Source organism: Corynebacterium nasorum (assembly GCF_032821635.1).
In the GTDB taxonomy this organism is placed as follows: domain Bacteria; phylum Actinomycetota; class Actinomycetes; order Mycobacteriales; family Mycobacteriaceae; genus Corynebacterium; species Corynebacterium kefirresidentii.
This window is the reverse complement of sequence record NZ_JAVBIE010000002.1, coordinates 80,437-101,187: the sequence shown is the minus strand read 5'-3', so window position 1 is coordinate 101,187 and position 20,751 is coordinate 80,437. Positions and strand designations below refer to the sequence as shown.

Sequence of the window (20,751 nt, the reverse complement as noted above, 5' to 3'; positions counted from 1 at the left end):
ATCTGCGCGCATACCAAAGCCTCCCCGCAGCGAATTGATGAACGCTGCGGGGCGGCTTTTGCCTGGGAAGAATTACTTCTTCAGGCCGTCGATGATTTCGTTGAACTTTGCTACTGGGCGCATGACGGCAGAGGTCTTCTCGTCATTTGGCCAGTAGTAGCCGCCGAGGTCGGCGGGGTTGCCCTGGGCGTCGACAAGCGCCTGGGCAATCTCGTCTGCCTGGGAGGACAGCTCGGAAGCTACGTCCTTGAAGGCGGCGGCGAGATCGGCGTCATCGGTCTGGTTAGCCAGCTCTTCGGCCCAGAAGGTGGCCAGGAAGAAGTGGGAACCGCGGTTGTCGATTTCGCCTACCTTGCGGGACGGGGACTTGCCCTCATTGAGCAGGCGCTCGGTGGCCTTGTCCAAGGTAGCGGCCAGGACGCCGGCCTTCTCATTGCCGTTGGTCTGCTTCTCGTGGCGGAAGGACTCGGCCAGGGCCAGGAACTCGCCGAGGGAATCCCAGCGTAGGTGGTTTTCTTCTTCTACCTGCTGGACGTGCTTCGGGGCGGAGCCGCCGGCACCGGTTTCGAAGAGGCCGCCGCCTGCCATGAGTGGAACTACAGACAGCATTTTGGCGGAGGTGCCCAGCTCGAGGATGGGGAAGAGGTCCGTGTTGTAGTCACGCAGCACGTTGCCGGTAACAGAGATGGTGTCCTCGCCGCGGCGGATGCGCTCGATGGAGGTCTTGGTAGCGGTTACCGGGTCCTCGATGGAGATGTCCAGGCCCTCGGTGTCGTGGTCCTTAAGGTACTTCTCCACTAGGGACTGGATATTGCGGTCGTGGCCGCGCTCTGGGTCGAGCCAGAAGATGGTCTTCATGCCGGACAGGCGAGCGCGGTTGACGGCGAGCTTGACCCAGTCCTGGATCGGGGCATCCTTGGTCTGGCAGGCGCGCCAGATATCGCCTTCCTCCACGTCGTGGGAGATGAGGACCTCGCCCTGGGAGTTGCGAACCTCAACAGTGCCCGCGGCCGGGATCTTGAAGGTCTTATTGTGGGAGCCGTACTCCTCGGCCTTCTGCGCCATCAGGCCAACGTTCGGCACGGTACCCATGGTGGTCGGGTCGAAGGCACCATTTTCCTTGCAGTCCTCGATAACAGCCTGGTACACGCCAGCGTAGGAGGAATCCGGAATGACGGCGAGGGTGTCCTGCTCCTCGTCGTTCTTATTCCACATGTGGCCGGAGGTACGGATCATGGCGGGCATGGAGGCGTCAATAATGACGTCGGAAGGCACGTGCAGGTTGGTGATGCCCTTGTGGGAGTTGACCATGGCAAGGTCGGGGCCGTCGGAAAGCGCGGCATCGAAAGCGGCCTTGATTTCTTCGCCATTGTCCAGGTTCTTCAGGCCCTCGTAGATAGCGCCCAAGCCGTTCTCGCCGTTGAGGCCGGCAGCCAGCAGCTCCTCGCCATACTTGTCATATACATCAGCAAAGAAAGCGCGGACGACGTGGCCGAAGAGGATGGGGTCAGAGACCTTCATCATGGTGGCCTTCAGGTGGGTGGAAAAGAGCACGCCCTCTTCCTTGGCGCGCTTGACCTGTGCGATGAGGAACTCATCCAGAGCCTTGGCGGACATGAAGGTGCCGTCGATGACCTCGCCCTTGAGAACCGGCAACTCCGGCAGCAGGGTCTGCTCGCCGTCGGCGGTCTTAAGGACGATGGACAAGGTGTCCTCGTTTTCCAGGATGACGGACTTTTCATTGTGGCGGAAGTCGTTGTCCGCCATGGTGGCAACGTTGGTCTTGGAGTCCTTGGACCACTCACCCATGCGGTGCGGGTGCTTCTTGACAAAGTTCTTCACGGCCTCCGGTGCGCGGCGGTCGGAGTTGCCCTCACGCAGCACCGGGTTAACAGCGGAGCCCTTGACGGAATCGTAGCGGGTAGCGATGTCCTTTTCTTCCTCGGTGGAAGGGTTATCCGGGTAATCAGGCAGGTCGTAGCCGGCAGCCTGCAGCTCCGCGATGGCCTTCTTCAGCTGCACCAGGGAAGCGGAAATATTCGGCAGCTTGATGATATTTGCTTCCGGAGTCTTGGCCATCTTGCCCAGCTCTGCCAAGGCGTCTTCGACCTTCTGCTCTTCGGTCAGGCGCTCTGGGAACTGCGCGGCGATGCGGGCGGCCAGCGAAATATCTCGGGTTTCTACGTCAATGCCCGCAGTAGAAGCGAAGGCCTCCACGATGGGCTTGAGAGAGTAGGTCGCCAGCAGCGGCGCCTCATCGGTACGGGTCCACGTAATCTTTGCCATGATTCTCCTAATTAACGTTGGAAAATTGCTCAAGTGCCCAGAGTACCGATTTTGTGGGCGGCATGTGGGCCAGTTTGCTGATAGTGATCCCCCATTTGCGCCCCTTGAAAAGGGTTGCGTGGCTAGCATCACCCACTGGCTGGCGGGGTGGAGATATTCACGGCCGCCCGCTGCGGGCATGCTGCAGAAAAACGCGGGGTGTACCCTCACTCTCCATGAAAATCATCTACGAGCTAAGCCCGCGCAGCGCCCATGAACCCCGCATTCGGCGTCGTCCGTTGCCTTTACAAACGGAGATTACCGCTGGTCGCCGCGCTATTGTCATGGTGGCGATGGCGCTTGGTGCCTTTGCCATTGGCACTACGGAGTTCGTGTCGATGGGCCTGCTGCCGCTTATCGCGGATGATTTTGGCATTTCGGAAGAAAACGCCTCGACTCTCATCACCATTTACGCGATGGGCGTGGTGGTCGGTGCCCCGCTGATTGCGGCCTTTACCGGCAAGCTCCCACGCCGTCGCTTGATCCTGCTGCTCATTGGATTCCTCGTGGTGGGAAACCTGCTATCGGTGGTGGCACCGAATTACGCCATCCTCATGGTGGCGCGCTTCATTGCGGGTATGCCGCACGGTGCTTATTTCTCCGTGGCGAACCTTTCGGCCGCATCCATGGCGCCTCCAGGCGGCCGCGGCAAGGCCATGGCCTACGTAGGCATGGGTCTGGCCATCGCCACGGTCATTGGGGTGCCGGCCGCGCAGGCGCTTGGCTCCGCGTTAGGCTGGCAGGCGGCCTACCTTGTGGTTGTGGCGCTGGGCATTATCACCGCCATTGCGTTGTTTTTCCTGATGCCGCACATGACGGAGATGAAACAGACCGATATCCGCACGGAGTTTGGGGCGTTTAAAAATAGCCAGGTGTGGTTCACCGTCATCATGGGCGTGGTGGGCTTTGGCGGCATGTTCTCCGTCTATACCTATATTTCTTGGACCATGACCGAGGTTGCCGGCATGGATCAGAGCCTCATCTGGGTCGTGCTCATGGCCTATGGCATCGGCATGACCATCGGCAATGCCTTCGGCGGCTGGCTGGCGGACCGCAACCTGGAGTTTGGCATCATCTTTGCCTTGGCCTGCCTTATCGTTATCCTTACCGCTTTTTACTTCCTCTCTGGACACGCTATCCCGGCCACGATTTGCTTTGGCTGCGTGGCCTTTATGGGCTCCACACTTGTGCCTTCGCTGCAGCTGCGCTTGGTGCATGTGGCTGGCGACGCCCAGACTTTGGCCGCTGCGCTCAATCAGTCCGCGCTGAACATAGCGAATGCAGCGGGCGCGACCATTGGCGGCGCCGTCGTGGGTGCTGGTTTGGGCTACTCCGCTCCGGCGCTGGCGGGAGCCAGCCTGGCGGCTGCGGGTTGCCTGGTGTGGGCTGCGACGATGTGGGATAAAAAGCGCCTTGCTCGCCATTCATAAACGGACCGATATGCTGGTTGCATGACCCTTACCATCGCGAGCGTTAACGTCAACGGAATCCGCGCTGCGTGTAAGCAGCGCAATGAAAATAATCCCGGCATGAATGCCTGGTTAGAGGCGACTTCGGCCGATATCGTGCTCATGCAAGAGGTGCGCGCTACCCCGCAGCAGGCCGAAAAGGCCTTGGCCCCGGCCCTGGAGGCGGGCTGGCACTTGGCTCTTGCCGACGCCGCCGCAAAGGGCCGCGCCGGCGTGGGCATCTTATCTCGAACCCCGCTTGCTGACGTCGAAGTGGGCTTCGGCTCCTTTAGCGACGCCGGCCGCTGGGTTGCGGCCACCACCCGCGATATCCGCGTTGCCTCTCTGTACCTGCCTTCCGGTGATACGGATTCGCCGAAGTTGGATGAAAAGTACCGCTTCTTGGACGAGTTCCAAGACATTCTGGCGGATAACGCGGCGCGAACGAACCCCGATGGCAGCCCGGCCGAAATGGTGATCGGCGGCGACTGGAATATTTGCCACCGCGCCCAAGACCTAAAGAATAATAAGGCCAATGAAAAGAAGGCCGGACACCTGCCCGAAGAGCGCGCCTTCATGGACCACGTCTTTGGGGCGTTCCCGGATGATAAGCCGCAGGAAAAGAAGAACCTGGGGCAATGGCAGGGCGTCGTCGACTACGCCGGCGGCGAGCCGTGGGCCCCAACCACAGAGCCACAGTGGTTCGACGTAGCCCGTCGCCTCCATCCGGACGAAGACGGCCCCTATACCTGGTGGACCTACCGCGGCCAGGCCTTTAATAACAACGCTGGGTGGCGCATCGATTACCAGGCGGCTACCCGTCCGATGCTGGAGCGCGCGCAGCGCACCTGGGTGGAAAAGGCCCCCACCGTGGAGCAGCGCTGGTCCGACCATTCCCCACTAGTGGTGGAGTACAGCTGATGACGCCACTATTTAGCGTCCTTTACGTAGTCGGCATTACCGCCGAGTCCATGACTGCCGCATTATCCGCTGGACGCCAAAAACTCGACCTATTTGGTGTCACCATGATCGCCTCCATGACTGCGCTCGGCGGCGGCACGGTGCGCGATATGATCCTCGATGACCCTCCATTTACCTGGGTAGAACACCCCATTTATCTGGTGATTGTCATCGTGGCAGCAGTGGTGACGGTGGGCATGTCCTTCCTCATGCACTACTTCCGGCATCTCTTCCTCATCTTGGATGCCCTAGGGCTCGCGGTCTTTTCGGTGCTGGGCACCCAAATTGCAGTCCACCTGGGCCACGGGTTCATTATTGCCTCGGTGTCTGCGGTGATTTCCGGCGTCTTTGGCGGCGTGCTGCGTGACCTGCTTTCAGATCGCATTCCGCTGGTATTTTCCGGCGAATATTATGCCGCCATTTCCCTGCTGGCCGCGGCGCTTTTTATGGCGCTCTACCACGGCGGCCTAGCCGAAGAACCGGCCGCGATCATCACCGCCTCCGTGTGCTTTATTGCCCGCTTGGCCGCGATCTACTTCAAGAAGGGCCTGCCCGTCTTTGAATATCGCGATGCCGAACAGCAGATGGACCCGCGCCTGCGGTTGTCCGCGCGCATCGTGCGCGATGGCGCCCGCAAGGCCAAGCGCAAGGCAGGCGCGGCCACGCGATACGCCAGCCCCATCACGCGTCCGTTGACTAGGCCTTTAAGCCGCCCGTTTAAGAACAAGACACGAGCTTTTTCTACTGCGGCAGAGAGGGCGGACTACGACGATATTTCCAGCAACCGCATCGCGCGCCGCCCGAAGCAACAATCGATTACCCGGCCGAGTGGCCGGCACTCGCCAGGGGCGAGGGGAGTAAACGTGGAGCAGCAGTGGAGCTTTAATAAGGGGGACGTCGGCAAGCGCAAGGCGCCTAAACACAAGCAGTAGTGCTACTATGGGTAGGTCAAAAAATTCAGTAATCTGCAACGGAGAAAGTTCATGGCTCGCGCAATTATTTCTTTCATCCTCGGCGCTGTAATCCTCGGCCTGAGCATCTGGTGGTGGACCGTTGTTGGTCCGTCCTTCGCTTTCCTCGGCCCCATCGTGCTCATGGGCGTGGGCGGCGCGCTGATGGTTTCCGGTTGGGCCATCCTGATGGACGTGGTCAGCCCCACCTCCCGCAAGATTTAAAATCTTTGCGTCGCATTCCCTCTGCCCTCCGGGCGGGGGGGGAATTTTTCGATCCGGGAGGGACACTGCTGGGGGAAGGATGTGGACCGCGCGCCGGAGCTAGGGGGTAGGATAAAGCACCATGACTGCAGACAATTCCACCGTTTCCCGCGTCCTGTCCGGTATCCAACCCACCGCTGATTCCTATCACCTGGGTAATTACCTGGGAGCGCTGAAGCAGTGGATTGACCTGCAGGACGGCTATGATGCCTTCTACTTCATCCCTGACCTGCACGCGATAACCGTAGAGCAAAATCCGGAGGAGCTGCGCAACCGCACCATCGCGGGTGCCGCCCAGCTTATTGCCCTAGGCATTGACCCGGACAAGTCCACGCTCTTTGTCCAGTCGCACGTGCCTGCGCACACGGAGTTGACCTGGGTCTTTCAGTGCCTGACCGGTTTTGGTGAGGCCTCCCGCATGACCCAGTTCAAGGACAAATCCGCCAAGCAGGGATCGGACCGCACCTCGGTAGGCCTATTTACCTACCCGATCCTCATGGCCGCAGATATTCTGCTGTACTCGCCGGATTATGTGCCCGTGGGCGAAGACCAGCGCCAACATCTGGAGTTGACCCGCAACCTGGCCGAGCGCTTCAACAATAAGTACGGCGATATCTTCAAGGTGCCCGAGCCGTTTATCCCAGAGGGCGCGGCCAAGATTTATGACCTGCAGGAGCCGACCTCCAAGATGTCTAAGTCCGGAGCCAACCCCAAGGGTTTGGTCAACCTCTTGGATGCGCCGAAGACCTCAGCCAAGCGCATTAAGTCCGCCGTAACGGATGACTTGGGCTCGGTAGCCTTTGACCGCGAAAATCAGCCGGGTGTGTCTAACCTATTGGTCATCCAGTCCGCGCTGACCGGTGAATCCATCGATTCCCTGGTGGAGAAGTACGCCGGCCAAGGCTATGGCCACCTTAAGGTCGATACCGCAGATGCGCTGCAGGAATTTACCACTCCGCTCAAGGCACGCTTTGATGAGCTGATGGCGGATCGCGGCGAGCTCGAGCGCATCCTGGCCAAGGGCGCAGAAACGGCGCAAGAAATTGCCCAGCCGCTTGTCGACGACGTCTATGAAAAGGTCGGCTTCCTTCCTCGCCTGCGCAAGTAGCAAGGGGGCTGCTTCCCCCGTGCTCCACCCCACAAAGGGACAACAGGACATTTGCCAGTTACTCTAGGTGGGATAAATACTGTGCGAGCAAGAAGGGAAGCACGTGCCTACCACCACGCAATCCTCCTCGAAGAAGACGGACCACTACGGCATCGAACGCGCCAATGCCGACGATCCCGGTGCGGTAGATAAGATCCGCGCCAAGTCCGGATTCGTTGATCATCTGATGCGCATGAACGAGCGCTATGGTGCAGAAGGCGGAAACCAATTTGCCGCCGGCATCACCTATTACTCGGTGCTGTCTATCTTCCCGCTCGCGATGCTGATCGTGGCTACCGTCGCCGCCGTCTTGGCTAATCGCGAGGACTTGCTCAATGACTTGCAGTCCCAGATCACCAGCTCGCTAGATGGCGATATGGGCGATACGGTCAACGAGATTCTCGATACAGCCATTGAGCAGCGCGGGGCCATGTTTGGTATCGGTGGTTTGACCACCCTGTGGTCCGGACTGGGCTGGATGAATAACCTGCGCATCGGCATCTCGGCTATGTGGGGCATCGACTCCAACGAAGGCGGTTCCTTCCTGAAGAAGAAGCTTTCTGACTTGGTAGGTCTCATCGGCCTGATCCTGGCGTTCCTCATCGCCTTTGGCGTGACTGCCGCCGGTTCCTCTGGTCTTACCCAGAAGATTTTTGAGAAGGTCGGCATCGAGTCCTTCCCGGGCATGGATTTTGTGATTTTCTTTGTCGGCTTGGCAGTGGGCCTATTGGCTAACTTCATCGTCATGTGGTGGATGATTATGATCCTGCCGCGCACCAAGGTGCCGAAGAAATCTGGCCTCATCGGTGCGGCCATCGGTGCGGTGGCTTTCGAGCTGCTCAAGCAACTGTCTACGGTCATCATGTCTTCTGCTACCGGCAGCCCCGCCGGTGCGGTCTTCGGTCCGGTCATCGTGATCATGGTGGTCATGTACCTGATTTGGCGCGTGGTGCTGTATATCTCCGCGTGGACCGCCACCACCGCCGAGTCCCTGAAGTTTGCGCACCCGCCTGTCCCAGAGCCAGCCGTAATTCGCGTGCGCAATGAGGTCAAGGAGGGCGCACCGGCAGGCGCGACCTTCGGCATTGGTGCTGCTTTGGGTGCTGCGGCCGTGGGTGCGTTTAGCTTGCTGCGCCGCAAGTAAATCTCCTCCTAAGGGGTGAGGACGCCGCTGCTATTCGGCTTTAAGATAGAACATTATGAACGCCAATGACATCGCACCGAATCTTTATGAAGAATGGGGACTAGACCGCCGCGATGGCGAGCGGGAACTCTTAGTTTTACTGGAGTCCAAGGATTTGTCGCTAGAGCAGCAAGGTCAAGACATCGAGGACCCGCGGCGTGCGCAGCTGCGCATCGCCGCCAGCGTCTTGGGCTCTGCTGCGAAGCGCGCGGAATACGATAAGGCGTGTGAGGCGGGTCTGCGCCCCACGTGGGGTGACTTGGGACAGCTGGGCGCGATAGGCCAGTGGAGCCCGCGGCCGCAGCAACAGCAGCAGCCGCAGCAGTCGCAGCAGGCTCAGTTCTTTCAGTCTGGTCAGGCGGCAGGACCGGGGTACCAAGCGCACCAAGAATCACGATTTGCGCAGACTGCTAGCCCTTACGGGTCGCCGTATTCACGCAACCCCTTTGCCCCGCAGCACAATCCTTTCCCTCCGGCAACGGCGAACGCGGCCGTCCCCGCACCGCTGCTACAACACCCAGCGCCTGAAATCAGTCAGCGCGCCGGTCAAGATGCGCGCATCGGAATGGCCATTTTGGACCTATTCTTTTTCTCACTCATCAGCGGTAGCTTCGGCGGCGCGCTGCTTTCTGGTGGTGTGGATGAACTCTCGACGTTTATCGGTGGTGCCATCATCTTGCTGCTCTACGTTTTGGGCACTGAGTGTTGGCTCGGCGCCAGCCCGGCCAAGCTGCTGATGGGCTACACAGTGCGCGATGTCGATACCAAAGAGCGGCTTAGCCTCACCCAGTCCGCAAAGCGTCAGTGGTGGCGCCTAGTCAATGTTGTGCCGGGACCTGGTACCTTCGCCAGCTGGGTGGGTGCCGGCGTGCACACCTTCACCATTACGGAGAAAAATAACCGCCGCGGCTCCCACGATGAGTGGGCTAACGCCGAAGTAGTGAAAAAGCACCCACGCAAATAGCCAGCAAAGCTACAGCGCCAGCGATGACCCAGCCAAGCCACCCCTGCACCCCAGCTAAAGAGGAGTTTGCAGATTGTGCCTGGGTATCGGGCGCAGGTGTGGGTGCGGGGGAGGCAGGGGAGTCGGCGTCGGAAAGCAGCTGGCCTACGCCATCCCCAGGGGAAACCTTATAGGCCTCGTACAAAAGCTTTTGGGCCTGTTCCCAGGCACGCGGGCCGTGCTCCACGGTGGTATCGAGTAAGACCGCCTGCAAGCGCCGGCCGTGGCGGTCGAGCGCACCGACGAAGGTATGGTGCGCATCATCGGTAAAACCCGTCTTGCCACCAATACCGTCCGGATCGTTGAGGAAAAGCCCGTTATCGTTGCCTAATTGGTAGCCGTCATAATCTCCCCAGCCGGGAAAATCTACGGACTCCGTATCGACAATGCGCGCAAAGGTCGGGTTATGGAAGGCCGCGCGGTAAATGAGGGAAATATCCTTGGCCGAGGTCGACATGCCGGGGGCGTCGAGCCCAGAGTAGCTGGCCGCAAAGGTGGAATTCGTGCCAATCTCGGCCGCCTTGTCATTGACCTTGCGCAAAGTGACCTCGTCGCCGCCCAATTCCTGTGCCAGCGCGTGCGCGGCATCGTTGCCGGAAGCCATGAGCAAGCCCTCAAGGAGCTGCTCCACCGTGTACTTGCCACCGGGACCGATGCCTACCGCAGAGCCGTCAATCTGTGCAGATTCTTCGCCTACCTCGACCTTCTTGTGCAGATCCAGTTCGTCGATGACCACGAGCGCCAGCAGCGCCTTAATGATAGAGGCCGGCCGGTAGCGGCCGTTAGGGTCCTTCATCGCGATAATCTCGCCGGTATCGATATCGGAGACCATCCATGCTGCGGCCACTACATCCTTGTCCACATGGAACCCCGCAGGCAGGGTAGTGCCACAGGCCTCATCGCTATCCACCGGCGGCAGCGGGGTGGGAGAGGCTTGCCCGGGGGCGAGCCGCTCCGAGGTGGTAGTGGCCTTTTCCGGCCGCTCGGCGTGAGGGCACCTATCGGTATCCGGGGCAGTGGTTCGCGTGGTGGTAGGAGTAGTCGGCGCTTCCGCCAGCGCGAGCGGTGGGCCGCTCAGCAAGACGGCGGTGAGAGAACTAGCGAGAATTCTTTTCATGACATGACACATCATAGGCCCGTGCCTACGATGGGACGCATGCATGACGCGCCTTTAATTAGCCCTGAAAACAAGGACTCCGCCGCCGACGTGGTGGCCAAGCTTCCTAAGGTCTCCCTCTTTGAGACCATCAGTTCCACGGCCGCCACGCCGGAGGAGCTGACCGCGACAATCCGCGAGCGTTACGAAGCCTTGGCCGCTGATGGCGTGGTCTATGCGGAACTACACTTGGATCCAGCAGAGATCGGCCTGGACGCTGCCGCGGTTGCCGAAGCCGCCGTCGCTGCTGGGGTCCCTAACCTTGATTCCCGCATCGTCCTCGCTGGTTCGGCCCCAGAGGAAGCAGTGCCTGATGATGCCCCCGTGGTGGGTTATAGCCTGCCACAAAACCAGGCGAGTGCGGCCGCAGATTTCCGCGCGGCTTACCTGCCTACCCAGATCCTGGTGGGAGAGGACTTCGCAGAAGTAGAGCGCGCCGCTCAGTCCGGCGTGAACCGCCTGATCCACCCGGTGAATATGATCGATGACTTCACTGCGAATATCGAAGGCATCGTGCCCGGTAAGGCCTCTGGCTACATTCGCGACCGCCACATTCCACTCGTCTTTACCCCACTGGAGGAGGCCGAGGAGCTGACTGACCACCCACTGCCTCTGCTGCAACAGCTAGGCTTTACCTGCGCCGTGTCCTCCGGACAGTCCACGCTCACCGAGCAATTCCTCGCCTTGAGCGAGACTTTTGGCTACGGGCTGGAAGAATTTTTCGATCTCACCGTCAAAGCAGTGGAGAATTCCTTCGCTGACCAGGAATTACGGCAGCATCTGCTAGAAACGGTTATCCTGCCAGCATACGAGGAATTATCTGATCCGGAGCTTGCTGGCCCGGACACGGAGGAATCCCTCGCTGATGCGGCAGACGCCGCTGAAGAAATTACTGACTAAAGGAGAACTACATGCCTTCCGTACTTTTTGTTGTTACCGCTGCTGAAGAGTGGACTCTCGCCGATGGGACCAAGCGTCCCACCGGCTACTGGGCCGAGGAGCTTATTGCCCCGCACCGCGTCTTCCAAGGCGCAGGCTGGGATATCCACTTCGCCACCCCGGGTGCGAAGGCTCCGGTCGTAGACGAGTACAGCCTGGAGGTACTGCCAGACAACGTGCGTGAGGCACAGGAGAACTACCTGGCAGAGTTGGGCGTAGCGCTGGAAAACCCGATGAACCTGGCCGATGTCAATGAGGAAGACTATGACCTCATCTTCTACCCAGGCGGCCATGGCCCGATGGAGGATCTGGCCTATGACCAGGATTCCGCTAAGCTCCTGCAGGCGCGCATGGATTCTGGTCGCGCCCTCGGCTTGGTCTGCCATGCCCCGGCTGCGCTCTTGGCAGTGGATAACGAGAATTGGCCGTTCAAGGGCTACAAGATGACCGCCTTTAGCAATGCCGAAGAAGGCGAGGAGATGGTGGCCGCAGCTAAGTGGGCGCTGGAGACCCGCCTGCGTGAGCTCGGTGCGGACTACCAGGAAACTGACCCGATGTCCCCTAATGTCATCGTGGACCGCAACCTCTACACTGGCCAGAACCCGGCATCTTCCGAGCCGCTGGCACAGCGCATCTTGCGCGACTTCTAAATGCGCATGCCGCGATTTCTCAAGGCCGGGGCAGCCCTAACCGGGGTTGCCGCGGCCGCTGGGGCGGTGGCATATGCACTAAGTCGGCGGCCGTACCTGCGCGAGGTAGCACCAGGGTTGCGCAGCCCGGTTTTATATCTGCCGATGCACGTGCTTCCCGACGCCACCTTTGCCCGCGCCAGCCGCTTCTTCGCCACCATCGACTTTTCTCGGCCGATCCGACATGCGGTGGACATTACGGAGCTTTCCGCCTCCTTCGATGGCCACGCTTTTAGCGCCCGCGTACTTACCCCACGCAGTGCTTCCGCAGGAGCAGCCGCATCAGGACCGCGCCCCGTGGTGGTGTGGACGCACGGCGGCGGCCATCTCATCGGTGGTCCGGCCATGTATGACCCGCAAAATGCTCGTATGGCGGCCGAGCTGGGCGCGATCGTGGTAGCCCCGCGCTACCACAAATCCACCCAGGAGCCCTTTCCCGCGGATCACAATGAATGCTATGCCGCGCTGCGTTGGGTACAAGAACACGGCGATACCTTGGGCGGAGATACCTCGCGCATCGCCGTCGCCGGTGATAGCGCAGGCGGTGGCCTCGCCGCGGGCCTAGTCCAGCGTGCCTTCGACGAGGGCCACCCGGTCCGCGCGCTCGGATTGGTCTATCCCATGCTCGATCACCGCACCACGGATAAGTCCGGCGCGGTGGGCCAGTTCATCTGGACGGCCGGCTCGAACCGCGGCGCGTGGTCCATGTACCTGGGAAACGATCACCTGGATGTTGACCTGCCGCGCTATGCTTCGCCGGCCACGCGAGCCGATCTCTCCGGCCTGCCGCCGACCTGGATCGGAGTCGGTGGCATTGATCTTTTCCGCGATGAATCCGTCGCTTTTGCTCGAGCCCTCGACGCAGCCGGCGTGGAAACCACCCTCGATGTATGGGCCGGTGCCTACCACGGGTTTGACCAGATTAAACCCAAGGCCCCGCAATCGCGTGAGCTTATCGACGCCCTCATTGACCACCTCCGCCGCCACCTTTAAAGTCACACTCAGGGAGGTCAAGCGGTGAACTACAACACGCACGTATCGTGGGTCGTATTCTTCGTCAGCGCTATTGTGCTCGGCCTGATACTGGGCGGGGTCTTTGGACTAGGGACCCTGGCCCGGTCCATTGTCGGGCTCGGCTTGTTTATCGTATGGCTGCTTTTCGATAAATACATGCGCGACCGGAGCCGACGCCAAGAAAAAGAAGAACGGGGCCACTAAACGCAGAAAGCCGCCCCACTCCTCCCACCTGTTGTGTGGTAGAGAAGAAGTGAGGCGGCACAGACCGTGCGGGTTTAGAACTTGGAGAAGCGCTTGATGAGCATGTCTTCCAAGCCCTTCCACGACTCGGCGTGCTCGTTATACGGCTTAGAGGGGACATAGCCGGCGTGCTCGGTAGAGCCGAGCATGTAGCCCAAGTAGTCCTGCAGGCGGGGGTTGGCCAGCATATAGGAGTTAATGGAATCGTCGCCCGCCCAGTCGGCGGCATCGGCGCATACTTCGTAGCAACGCGCCATCTGATCGGAATCGACAGCCTCTGGGCCCTTTTCAATATCGCGCACAATGCCATTGAAAGAGTACTGGTTATCCGGGTGGACCTGTACCTCCAATTCGCCGGCGTTGGCAGCGGAGACAACCTCTTCCCAAGTGGATACGCGGGCTAGGTCGTGGTCATCGTTGTCCATGATCCAGCGCACCAAGGTCTTCGGAGAATCGAAGGTGAAGATTTCGCCCCACTTGCCCAAGAAGATGGGTTTGCCGTCCAGGTAGGTGCGCAGGGTGTAGACGGACTTGGATTGCGCGGTGATCTTGATGGGATCGATGCCGGCGGCGGCCCACGGGGAGTTGTCGTACGGGTCGGCTGCCTCGGCGGCGGCCTTGCGCTTTTCTTCGGCTTCCTTAGCCGCTGCTGCGGAGGCGGCGGCAGCAGAAGAGATGCGCTCCTTGGCATCGGAAACCTTGGCCGCGTCAAAGTCATCGGTGGAGACCACGCGAACGTGCTGATCCAGATCCTCGATGACTCCCTTCCAATTGCCGGCGATGACGTGGCCCACGCCGGACCACTCGCTCATGCCCTGCTCGCCGGAGTAGTGGTCGGCGCCGCGGGAGACATTGCGCAGAATGGAGTGGGAAGCGAAGAAGATGGTGGTGTGTTCTGCACCGGCGACGTCAGCAAGCGCGGAGGCAATCTCCAGGTTGCGGGCCACGGTGGACACGTTCTGGTGGCTCGGGCGACCAGCTAGCGCCACCGGCATGCCGATGAGGTCATACTCATCGCGCTCGGCTGGGGTAACGCGGTCCGCATCACGGCCGGCAAACTGGTCCCACAGCGGATGGTCCAGCAAATCGTGCTTGGTGCCAGACTCCACGAAGCACAGCAGCTCGGCCGGCGAGTTAAAGGCTAGGACATCCTCATCATCGCCCAGAAAGGCCTGCCATTCGGAGCCACTTTGGCGCCACTTGGGTGCCCAGAGGGTATAAAAATCGCCCTCGGTCAGCGAGAGCTTTACAGGTACAATTGCGCGGGTGCTCATGGCGTTTTAGTCTACCCAACGCCTCAAGTACCGCGCGAGAGCGCATCGGCCTTAGGCCGTGGGGCGCCAAAATCCTTTGAATTGCATGCCCATATTTGTAGTGCGCAGCGGGTTGGTTTGCACCGGATCTCCAGCCTCTACTATTTCGCCATTGCCGGAATACATTGCTACGTGCCCATCCCAGACCACCAGGTCACCGGGCTGCAATTGATCCGCGCTGACCTGCTGACCGATGGCTTGCTGGTCCGCAGTGCGCGGTAACTCCACCCCGGCCTGGGAGTAGGCCCATTGGGTAAGCCCCGAACAATCAAAGCCGCCGTTTCCAGTACCTCCCCATACATAGGGCTGGCCCACTTGGCTCTTCGCGGCGGCGACGGCAGCCTGACCGGCGGCAGAACCACCTTCGGCCGCGGACTCTGGTGTGGGCGAGGGAGAGTGCGCTTCGTGTGCCGTGGCGTCGGCTCCAGCGCCTGCCGCAGGTTGTTCCGGAAGGGTAATGGGATGTGGGGAGCTGGTGGGGTGCGCGGGGGCGTCGGCAAGCGCGGAGTGCACCGGCCGCTGCGCCACCGGTTGTAAAGATTGAGCGGCAGCGCTGAGATCACCCATCAGGCGTTGCACGCGAGCAGTAGCCATGCCCAGGTGCTGGGAGACAAGCGCGCGCAGCTTGGCCATGGCGGCGGCACGCGTGGACGGATCCAGCGAAAGAAGACCCAGCGCGGTGGGAAGTCCCTGGCGCAGCAATTGTGTCGCGATGCCCACCAGATCCCGGATGGTGCCTGTCACTAAGGTGCGGGCTTGGCCGAGCGCAACCGAGATGGTTTCCTTATCGAGGTCGATGTTTTTGGCTGACTCGAGTAAAGGAGCGGGATTGCCGTGGGCGATGGCTGCCAAAGGCGCGGCGGCGGAAAGGTCCGGCACGCGGGGAAGCTCTACCTCCGGAAGCTGCGCCGGTTGCATAGTGGCGATCTGCTTGAGCGCGCTATCGAGCATCTACATCGCCGCCCCAAGATGCTGGCCTAGCGCGGCATCGGTATCTTCTGCCTCGCGCGACATCTGGAAACCGGAGTGGGCTACCTGCCCCATATCGTTGCGTAGCACGCTCATGCGCGCGCCCACATTATCGAGCGCGGCATGCACGGCCTCATTAAAAGCAGTGAAAGCGGAATCTTCAGGCAAAACGGGATGGGGCGGATTCTCCCCTTGGGACTGGGCATGCAGGTCGCGGGCAAGGTGGCGGGCATAGTCGGTATCGATCGTGAAAGGTCTCATGCCCTATTGGACTGCCCAATGGCCCATTTGGTTCCCAAAAAGTTTAAAGTGGTGGTCATGGACATCCACGTAGTAGACCACCCGCTAGCCGCCGCCCGCCTGACACTCATGCGCGATGCGCGCAGCGATAACTCCGCCTTCCGCGCCGCCCTGAAAGACTTGGGCGCCATGCTCGTATACGAAGCATCCCGCGATCTTGCCGTGGAGAACTTTGACTGCGCCACCCCGGTTTCTACCGCCCAAGGCACCCGCCTGCAGGACCCGCCCATTATCGTGCCAATTATCCGCGCCGGGCTGGGCATGGTGGATCCGGCCCTGTCCATGATTCCGGATGCACAGGTCGGCTTTATCGGCATGGCCCGCAATGAAGAGACGCACGAACCGGTGCCGTACCTGGAAGCACTGCCGGAAGATCTCACTGGCCGCACTGTGTTTGTGGTGGATCCGATGCTGGCTACCGGTGGTTCTCTGCTGCACGCATTGCGCCTACTTGCTGACCGCGGCGCCACCGATATCACCGCCATTTGCATGGTCTCGGCACAACCGGGCGTGGATGCGCTGGCCGAATCCGGCCTGCCGGTACGTTTGGTTACCGCCGCCATCGATCCTTCCCTGAACGAAGATGCTTATATCGTGCCGGGCTTGGGCGATGCTGGCGACCGCCTCTACGGCCCGCGCAATATCGACCTTTAAGGTAGTGTTCTCCCTGGAAAGGCGACCGCACTTTCCAGGGGGAGTATATGAGTTTCATTCATTTAATGTGGTCGAGTTATGGCCACGGATTTTCACAGCAATTGCGGCGCGTGCGGAAACGTAGGGGGATTTCGCAACAGGCGCTCGCGGAGATTTCTGGGGTCTCCCGCAGCCAAATTTCCAATTTGGAGCGCAATGAAAATGGCGTGCATGCCATGGCCGACCCGCAGCTGTCTACGGTATATAAGCTGGCCTTGGCCCTAGAAATCCCGCCGGCGGTGCTGCTGCCGGCCGGCGGGGACGTGGTGGAAGGGCATTTGACCGATTCCGCGGTGGCCGCCGCCGAGGACGTCGCGCCCTTCCCACAAGGCTATGTGGACCGGCGTCGGTTTGCCGCCACGTGGAACGGCGCCTTGAGCTAGAGCACCCCGCATCACCACCTGAGTTACTGAACCGCATGGTCTAGTTGTAGACTTTGCACCCAGACGTATTTCAACGACAGGGAAGGCACGCGGATGATCTCGGAATTCATCAACGAGTGGTTCAATGCCCACCGTGCGGAGGTCATTGCGTGGCGGCGCCATATCCATCGCCACCCGGAAACCGCGAACCAAGAGGTAGAAACCACCAACTTTCTCGCCTCAATCCTGCAGGACTACGGTCTGGTGCCCCAGCGTTTCCCACAGACCGGCCTCATGGTAGATATTGGCCCCGATACGGAATTAGGCCGATTAGCTTTCCGTGCGGATATTGATGCCCTGCCAGTTACCGAGGTCACCGGCCTGGAATATACCTCTGAGGTGCCCGGCAAGATGCATGCTTGCGGCCACGATGTACACACCACCGTGGCGCTCGGCTTGGCCTGCGCGTTGGCGGATTTTCAGCGCGTCCACGACCTACCGCTGGGTATTCGAGTCATCTTCCAACCCGCCGAAGAAGTATGGGTCGGCGGTGCGACCGACGTTATTGAATGGGGCGCGTTGGAAGGCGTGCATTCCATTTTTGCCATCCACGCCGAGCCCAAGCTGCGCGTGGGGCGCATCGGTATCCGCGCCGGGGCTATCACTTCTGCTACCGACGTGGTGGAGCTCAATATCAAGGGCCCAGGTGGGCATACCTCCCGTCCGCACCTGTCCGCCGACGTCATCTATGCCCTGGGCAAGGTCATCACCGAACTGCCCGCGCTGCTCTCGCGCCGCGTTGACCCGCGCACCGGCACCGTTTTGGTCTTTGGCCAGGTCAACTCGGGGTATGCACCCAATGCCATTCCAGAGACCGGCAGCCTGACTGGCACCATGCGCACGGCCGATATTGGCATCTGGCGCGATATGCAAAGCCTCTTTACCGAACTGGTGGATCAAATCCTCGCGCCGGTAGGCGTAGAACATGAGCTGACCTATAACCGCGGCGTACCACCGGTGCTTAACGACGACGTCGCAACCGCCCTGCTTGCCTCCGCGGCCCAATCCATCGATCCGCAGACCGTGGTCCAAGCCCCGCAGTCCTCCGGTGGCGAGGACTTTTCCTGGTATCTGGAAAAGGTCCCCGGTTCCATGGCGCGGCTGGGCTGCTGGTCCGGCGAAGGCGAACAGCATGACCTGCACATGGGCGATCTCATCGTGGACGAGCGAGCCATCGGCGTGGGCATCAAACTCTTCGGCGCCGTGGTTGAGCAGTTCATAGGGGAGAATGCGGAGACAGACTAACGCGCTTTAAGGTCCCACACGTTAGACTCGTAAGCGACTTTTAAAGTGGAGCCGATAAAGGAGCAAGTGCGTGTTGAACCAGACCAAGCGAATCGTCATCATCGGCGGCGGCCCAGCCGGCTATGAGGCCGCGTTGGCAGGTGCTAAATATGGTGCAGAAATCACCATTATTGAAGACCAGGGCATGGGCGGCAACAGCGTTATCTTGGACTGTGTTCCTTCCAAGTCCTTCATCGCTGGCGCTAATATCAAGACCGACCTGCGCCGTGCCGAGGATATGGAACTTAACCAGGGCATTGGCCAGGCCCACCTTTCCTTGACCGCACTGAATAAGCGCGTGCAGGATCTGGCAAGCAAGCAGTCCGCCGATATCCGCGCCACTGTGGAGTCCCTGGGCGCACGCGTTATCGATGGCCGCGGCTACTTCCCAGAGGATCAGGAAGCCGATGCCTTTGGCGGTCACAAGGTCACCGCCGTCTTTAACGAGGATGGTCACGAAGAAACCATTAACGCAGATCTCGTCTTGGTAGCTACCGGCGCCACCCCGCGCGTGCTACCTGGTGCGCAGCCAGATGGCGAACGCATCCTTACCTGGCAGCAGGTTTATAACCTCACCGAGCTGCCGGAGCACCTCATCGTCGTCGGTTCCGGCGTCACCGGTGCCGAGTTCGTCTCCGCCTTTGCGGAGCTGGGCGTTAAGGTCACCATGGTTGCCTCCCGCGACCGCATTTTGCCGCATGACGACGCCGACGCGGCCGACGTCCTCGAGACCGTGCTTAGCGAGCGCGGCGTCGAGCTGGAAAAGAACTGCCGCGTGGAAACCGTTAACCGCACTGAGGACGGCAACGTGCTGGTGACCACTCAGGACGGGCGTGAAATTACCGGTTCCCACGTCATTATGTCTATCGGCTCCATCCCGAATACTCAGGATTTGAAGCTGGAGAACGTTGGCGTGGAAACCGCCAAGTCTGGCCACATTCAGGTTGACCGCGTCTCCCGCACCAATATCGCCGGCATCTACGCCGCTGGCGACTGCTCTGACCTTTTCCCGCTGGCTTCCGTTGCCGCAATGCAGGGCCGCGTGGCCATGTACCACGCCTTGGGTGAGGGTGTGTCCCCGCTGCGTCTGAAGACCGTGGCCAACGCCGTCTTCACCCGCCCAGAGATCGCAGCCGTAGGCTTTACCCAGGCAGAAATCGAGGCCGGTGAGGTCGCCGCCCGCACCATCACCATGCCGCTCAATACCAACCCGCGCGCGAAGATGCGTTCCCTGCAGCACGGCTTTGTCAAGCTTTTCTGCCGCGCGACCTCCGGCCGCGTTATCGGTGGCGTCATCGTTGCACCGACCGCCTCCGAGCTCATTCTGCCCATCGCCATGGCCGTGACCAACCAGCTCACCGTAAATCAGCTGGCCGATTCCTTCGCCGTTTACCCGTCTCTGTCCGGCACCATTACCGAGGCCGCGCGACGCCTCGTGGCTCACGACGACCTGGAGTAAAGTTTCCCTCCGGTTCCTTGCACAAAACCGCCCAACCACAGGTAGGCATGGCCATCCGGCATGGTGACCGCGGCAGCGACGTATTGCGCGAGACCTAAAGTAGCTACTTCTTGGGCTTCGGTGGGGACGTGGTGAAGCGCATAGAGCAGAACGAGAATAACTCGCTTATCCGCCCGCTATCCGCTTATAACGGCGAGGAGCAGCGTTCGGTCCCGCCGAAGTCCTTCTAAAACTCACAAGCTCCCCCTCCTCCAGAGACAATTTTCATTCTCAGGGTGGGGGAGCAGCCGTTTTCCACGGATAGTCTAAGGCTGGACGCGCTGTGCTAACTGATGCATCAATAGTGAGAAAACGATGACAGCCAAAGCTGAGAAGAAGAATAGACCCGGCCAAGGGGCGCCGATTTGGACAGTCCCTAGGCTATCAATAAGAATTGCCAGCAGGAGTGCTGCTGCATAGAAGCCGACAAGGATGCCAGCAATAAGCAAGAACCGGGTGAACAGAGAGCGTTGTTTGGCGCTACTGACCACTAAGCCGATGAAAGTGCCGATGTATCCGGTAAGTAGGTGGCCACAAATAAAGCTTCCCAAGGTCGCGATTCGAGCGAAGAGAGGCCTGAGACCGGAACTGCCTGGAGAGATAACCCACGATGAGTACATGTCTACGCCAGCGCGTAGCGCGGCATAAAATGTCAGCCAAGCAATGGCGCCGAATACGAACGCGGCGAGCCATAGGGTCGCGTGCATGCTCATCAGCCACTGCCGTGGGCGCATTCCCAGGCCACGAAGGGCCCGGTATTCAGTTGCGGTGAAGGCGCAGTAGAGGCCCCAAATGAATACGGCGAGAATTCCCCAGCCAGCAGGGTTAGCGCTAATCGTTGTTGGGTCGGTGGGCAGGAAATAAGGCACGCTCCACAGCAACGCGACGATAATGCAAACGGCAATAAGGGTCTTTGTGGCGTTGAGATTAAAGGTCTTCAGCAGGGACATT

Annotated in this window: 20 protein-coding genes; 14 read left to right on the top strand and 6 right to left on the bottom strand. The window is 60.3% G+C overall.

Annotation, left to right across the window (positions count from 1 at the left end; translation table 11 throughout):
- Positions 1-72: 72 nt before the first annotated feature.
- Positions 73-2,286, bottom strand: coding sequence for an NADP-dependent isocitrate dehydrogenase (locus tag RAE07_RS02295; protein ID WP_317001243.1), 2,214 nt, complete (start codon positions 2,284-2,286; stop codon positions 73-75).
- A gap of 215 nt (positions 2,287-2,501) precedes the next feature.
- Between RAE07_RS02295 and RAE07_RS02290 the strand changes: the two genes are divergently transcribed.
- The 7 genes from RAE07_RS02290 to RAE07_RS02260 all read left to right on the top strand — a co-directional run bounded on the left by RAE07_RS02290 (position 2,502) and on the right by RAE07_RS02260 (position 9,241).
- Positions 2,502-3,755 (top strand): MFS transporter, encoded by a 1,254-nt coding sequence (locus RAE07_RS02290; RefSeq protein ID WP_049383612.1) that lies wholly within the window; start codon positions 2,502-2,504, stop codon positions 3,753-3,755.
- A 21-nt stretch (positions 3,756-3,776) separates the two neighbouring features.
- Positions 3,777-4,694, top strand: coding sequence for an exodeoxyribonuclease III (locus RAE07_RS02285; protein WP_248099790.1), 918 nt, complete (start codon positions 3,777-3,779; stop codon positions 4,692-4,694).
- Entirely contained in the window at positions 4,694-5,665 is a 972-nt protein-coding gene (locus RAE07_RS02280; RefSeq protein ID WP_248099788.1) for a trimeric intracellular cation channel family protein, read from the top strand. The genes RAE07_RS02285 and RAE07_RS02280 overlap by 1 nt, the downstream gene beginning before the upstream one ends.
- Before the next feature lie 51 nt (positions 5,666-5,716).
- Positions 5,717-5,908, top strand: coding sequence for a hypothetical protein (locus RAE07_RS02275; RefSeq protein ID WP_317001242.1), 192 nt, complete (start codon positions 5,717-5,719; stop codon positions 5,906-5,908).
- A gap of 121 nt (positions 5,909-6,029) precedes the next feature.
- The gene (gene trpS / locus RAE07_RS02270; protein WP_248099786.1) at positions 6,030-7,055 is read left to right on the top strand and encodes a tryptophan--tRNA ligase; all 1,026 of its coding nucleotides are present in this window, start codon (positions 6,030-6,032) and stop codon (positions 7,053-7,055) included.
- Positions 7,056-7,158: 103 nt separating this feature from the next.
- On the top strand, positions 7,159-8,238 hold the full coding sequence (locus tag RAE07_RS02265; RefSeq protein WP_317001240.1) for a YhjD/YihY/BrkB family envelope integrity protein: 1,080 nt from the start codon (positions 7,159-7,161) through the stop codon (positions 8,236-8,238).
- A gap of 55 nt (positions 8,239-8,293) precedes the next feature.
- Positions 8,294-9,241: an RDD family protein gene (locus tag RAE07_RS02260; protein WP_317001239.1), complete on the top strand. Its 948-nt coding sequence runs from the start codon at positions 8,294-8,296 to the stop codon at positions 9,239-9,241.
- On the opposite strand, the gene RAE07_RS02255 is transcribed toward RAE07_RS02260, so the two are convergent.
- Entirely contained in the window at positions 9,204-10,397 is a 1,194-nt protein-coding gene (locus tag RAE07_RS02255) for a D-alanyl-D-alanine carboxypeptidase family protein (RefSeq protein WP_317001238.1), read from the bottom strand. The genes RAE07_RS02260 and RAE07_RS02255 overlap by 38 nt on opposite strands.
- A 30-nt stretch (positions 10,398-10,427) precedes the next feature.
- On the opposite strand from RAE07_RS02255, the gene RAE07_RS02250 reads away from it, so the two are divergent.
- Genes RAE07_RS02250 through RAE07_RS02240 form a run of 3 tightly spaced genes read left to right on the top strand, consistent with a single transcriptional unit; the run spans position 10,428 to position 13,057 of the window.
- Positions 10,428-11,336: an amidohydrolase family protein gene (locus tag RAE07_RS02250; protein WP_396130029.1), complete on the top strand. Its 909-nt coding sequence runs from the start codon at positions 10,428-10,430 to the stop codon at positions 11,334-11,336.
- Positions 11,337-11,347: 11 nt separating this feature from the next.
- Positions 11,348-12,025 carry a type 1 glutamine amidotransferase domain-containing protein gene (locus tag RAE07_RS02245; RefSeq protein WP_023020668.1) on the top strand — a complete coding sequence of 226 codons (678 nt, stop codon included), beginning with the start codon at positions 11,348-11,350 and terminating at the stop codon, positions 12,023-12,025.
- A gap of 6 nt (positions 12,026-12,031) precedes the next feature.
- Entirely contained in the window at positions 12,032-13,057 is a 1,026-nt protein-coding gene (locus RAE07_RS02240; RefSeq protein ID WP_316330612.1) for an alpha/beta hydrolase, read from the top strand.
- A gap of 299 nt (positions 13,058-13,356) precedes the next feature.
- On the opposite strand, the gene RAE07_RS02235 is transcribed toward RAE07_RS02240, so the two are convergent.
- From RAE07_RS02235 to RAE07_RS02225, 3 genes are read right to left on the bottom strand one after another with little or no spacing between them, the layout of a single operon-like run.
- The gene (locus tag RAE07_RS02235; protein ID WP_049383643.1) at positions 13,357-14,595 is read right to left on the bottom strand and encodes a SatS C-terminal domain-containing protein; all 1,239 of its coding nucleotides are present in this window, start codon (positions 14,593-14,595) and stop codon (positions 13,357-13,359) included.
- Between the two features lie 51 nt (positions 14,596-14,646).
- Positions 14,647-15,585 (bottom strand): C40 family peptidase, encoded by a 939-nt coding sequence (locus RAE07_RS02230; protein WP_317001237.1) that lies wholly within the window; start codon positions 15,583-15,585, stop codon positions 14,647-14,649.
- Entirely contained in the window at positions 15,586-15,864 is a 279-nt protein-coding gene (locus tag RAE07_RS02225; RefSeq protein WP_049383645.1) for a hypothetical protein, read from the bottom strand.
- 57 nt (positions 15,865-15,921) lie between these two features.
- Here RAE07_RS02225 and upp point away from each other — a divergent pair, with 57 nt between their 5' ends.
- The 4 genes from upp to RAE07_RS02205 all read left to right on the top strand — a co-directional run bounded on the left by upp (position 15,922) and on the right by RAE07_RS02205 (position 19,761).
- The gene (gene upp / locus RAE07_RS02220; protein WP_034656252.1) at positions 15,922-16,557 is read left to right on the top strand and encodes a uracil phosphoribosyltransferase; all 636 of its coding nucleotides are present in this window, start codon (positions 15,922-15,924) and stop codon (positions 16,555-16,557) included.
- Between the two features lie 47 nt (positions 16,558-16,604).
- Entirely contained in the window at positions 16,605-16,979 is a 375-nt protein-coding gene (gene relB / locus RAE07_RS02215) for a type II toxin-antitoxin system RelB family anti-toxin (protein ID WP_005322588.1), read from the top strand.
- Between the two features lie 93 nt (positions 16,980-17,072).
- Positions 17,073-18,263, top strand: a complete 1,191-nt coding sequence (locus RAE07_RS02210; protein WP_317001236.1) for a M20 family metallopeptidase — start codon at positions 17,073-17,075, stop codon at positions 18,261-18,263.
- Between the two features lie 70 nt (positions 18,264-18,333).
- Positions 18,334-19,761, top strand: a complete 1,428-nt coding sequence (locus RAE07_RS02205) for an NAD(P)H-quinone dehydrogenase (protein WP_238801201.1) — start codon at positions 18,334-18,336, stop codon at positions 19,759-19,761.
- 305 nt (positions 19,762-20,066) lie between these two features.
- On the opposite strand, the gene RAE07_RS02200 is transcribed toward RAE07_RS02205, so the two are convergent.
- Positions 20,067-20,750 (bottom strand): transglycosylase, encoded by a 684-nt coding sequence (locus RAE07_RS02200; protein WP_317001235.1) that lies wholly within the window; start codon positions 20,748-20,750, stop codon positions 20,067-20,069.
- Between the last annotated feature and the right edge of the window lies 1 nt (position 20,751).

What these genes read in the sequence shown, in the direction of transcription:
- RAE07_RS02295 (WP_317001243.1), bottom strand. Translation starts at nt 2,286, where the DNA reads ATGGCAAAGATTACGTGGACCCGTACCGATGAGGCGCCGCTGCTGGCG.
- RAE07_RS02290 (WP_049383612.1), top strand. Translation starts at nt 2,502, where the DNA reads ATGAAAATCATCTACGAGCTAAGCCCGCGCAGCGCCCATGAACCCCGC.
- RAE07_RS02285 (WP_248099790.1), top strand. Translation starts at nt 3,777, where the DNA reads ATGACCCTTACCATCGCGAGCGTTAACGTCAACGGAATCCGCGCTGCG.
- RAE07_RS02280 (WP_248099788.1), top strand. Translation starts at nt 4,694, where the DNA reads ATGACGCCACTATTTAGCGTCCTTTACGTAGTCGGCATTACCGCCGAG.
- RAE07_RS02275 (WP_317001242.1), top strand. Translation starts at nt 5,717, where the DNA reads ATGGCTCGCGCAATTATTTCTTTCATCCTCGGCGCTGTAATCCTCGGC.
- trpS (WP_248099786.1), top strand. Translation starts at nt 6,030, where the DNA reads ATGACTGCAGACAATTCCACCGTTTCCCGCGTCCTGTCCGGTATCCAA.
- RAE07_RS02260 (WP_317001239.1), top strand. Translation starts at nt 8,294, where the DNA reads ATGAACGCCAATGACATCGCACCGAATCTTTATGAAGAATGGGGACTA.
- RAE07_RS02255 (WP_317001238.1), bottom strand. Translation starts at nt 10,397, where the DNA reads ATGAAAAGAATTCTCGCTAGTTCTCTCACCGCCGTCTTGCTGAGCGGC.
- RAE07_RS02250 (WP_396130029.1), top strand. Translation starts at nt 10,428, where the DNA reads ATGGGACGCATGCATGACGCGCCTTTAATTAGCCCTGAAAACAAGGAC.
- RAE07_RS02245 (WP_023020668.1), top strand. Translation starts at nt 11,348, where the DNA reads ATGCCTTCCGTACTTTTTGTTGTTACCGCTGCTGAAGAGTGGACTCTC.
- RAE07_RS02240 (WP_316330612.1), top strand. Translation starts at nt 12,032, where the DNA reads ATGCCGCGATTTCTCAAGGCCGGGGCAGCCCTAACCGGGGTTGCCGCG.
- RAE07_RS02235 (WP_049383643.1), bottom strand. Translation starts at nt 14,595, where the DNA reads ATGAGCACCCGCGCAATTGTACCTGTAAAGCTCTCGCTGACCGAGGGC.
- RAE07_RS02230 (WP_317001237.1), bottom strand. Translation starts at nt 15,585, where the DNA reads ATGCTCGATAGCGCGCTCAAGCAGATCGCCACTATGCAACCGGCGCAG.
- RAE07_RS02225 (WP_049383645.1), bottom strand. Translation starts at nt 15,864, where the DNA reads ATGAGACCTTTCACGATCGATACCGACTATGCCCGCCACCTTGCCCGC.
- upp (WP_034656252.1), top strand. Translation starts at nt 15,922, where the DNA reads ATGGACATCCACGTAGTAGACCACCCGCTAGCCGCCGCCCGCCTGACA.
- relB (WP_005322588.1), top strand. Translation starts at nt 16,605, where the DNA reads ATGAGTTTCATTCATTTAATGTGGTCGAGTTATGGCCACGGATTTTCA.
- RAE07_RS02210 (WP_317001236.1), top strand. Translation starts at nt 17,073, where the DNA reads ATGATCTCGGAATTCATCAACGAGTGGTTCAATGCCCACCGTGCGGAG.
- RAE07_RS02200 (WP_317001235.1), bottom strand. Translation starts at nt 20,750, where the DNA reads ATGTCCCTGCTGAAGACCTTTAATCTCAACGCCACAAAGACCCTTATT.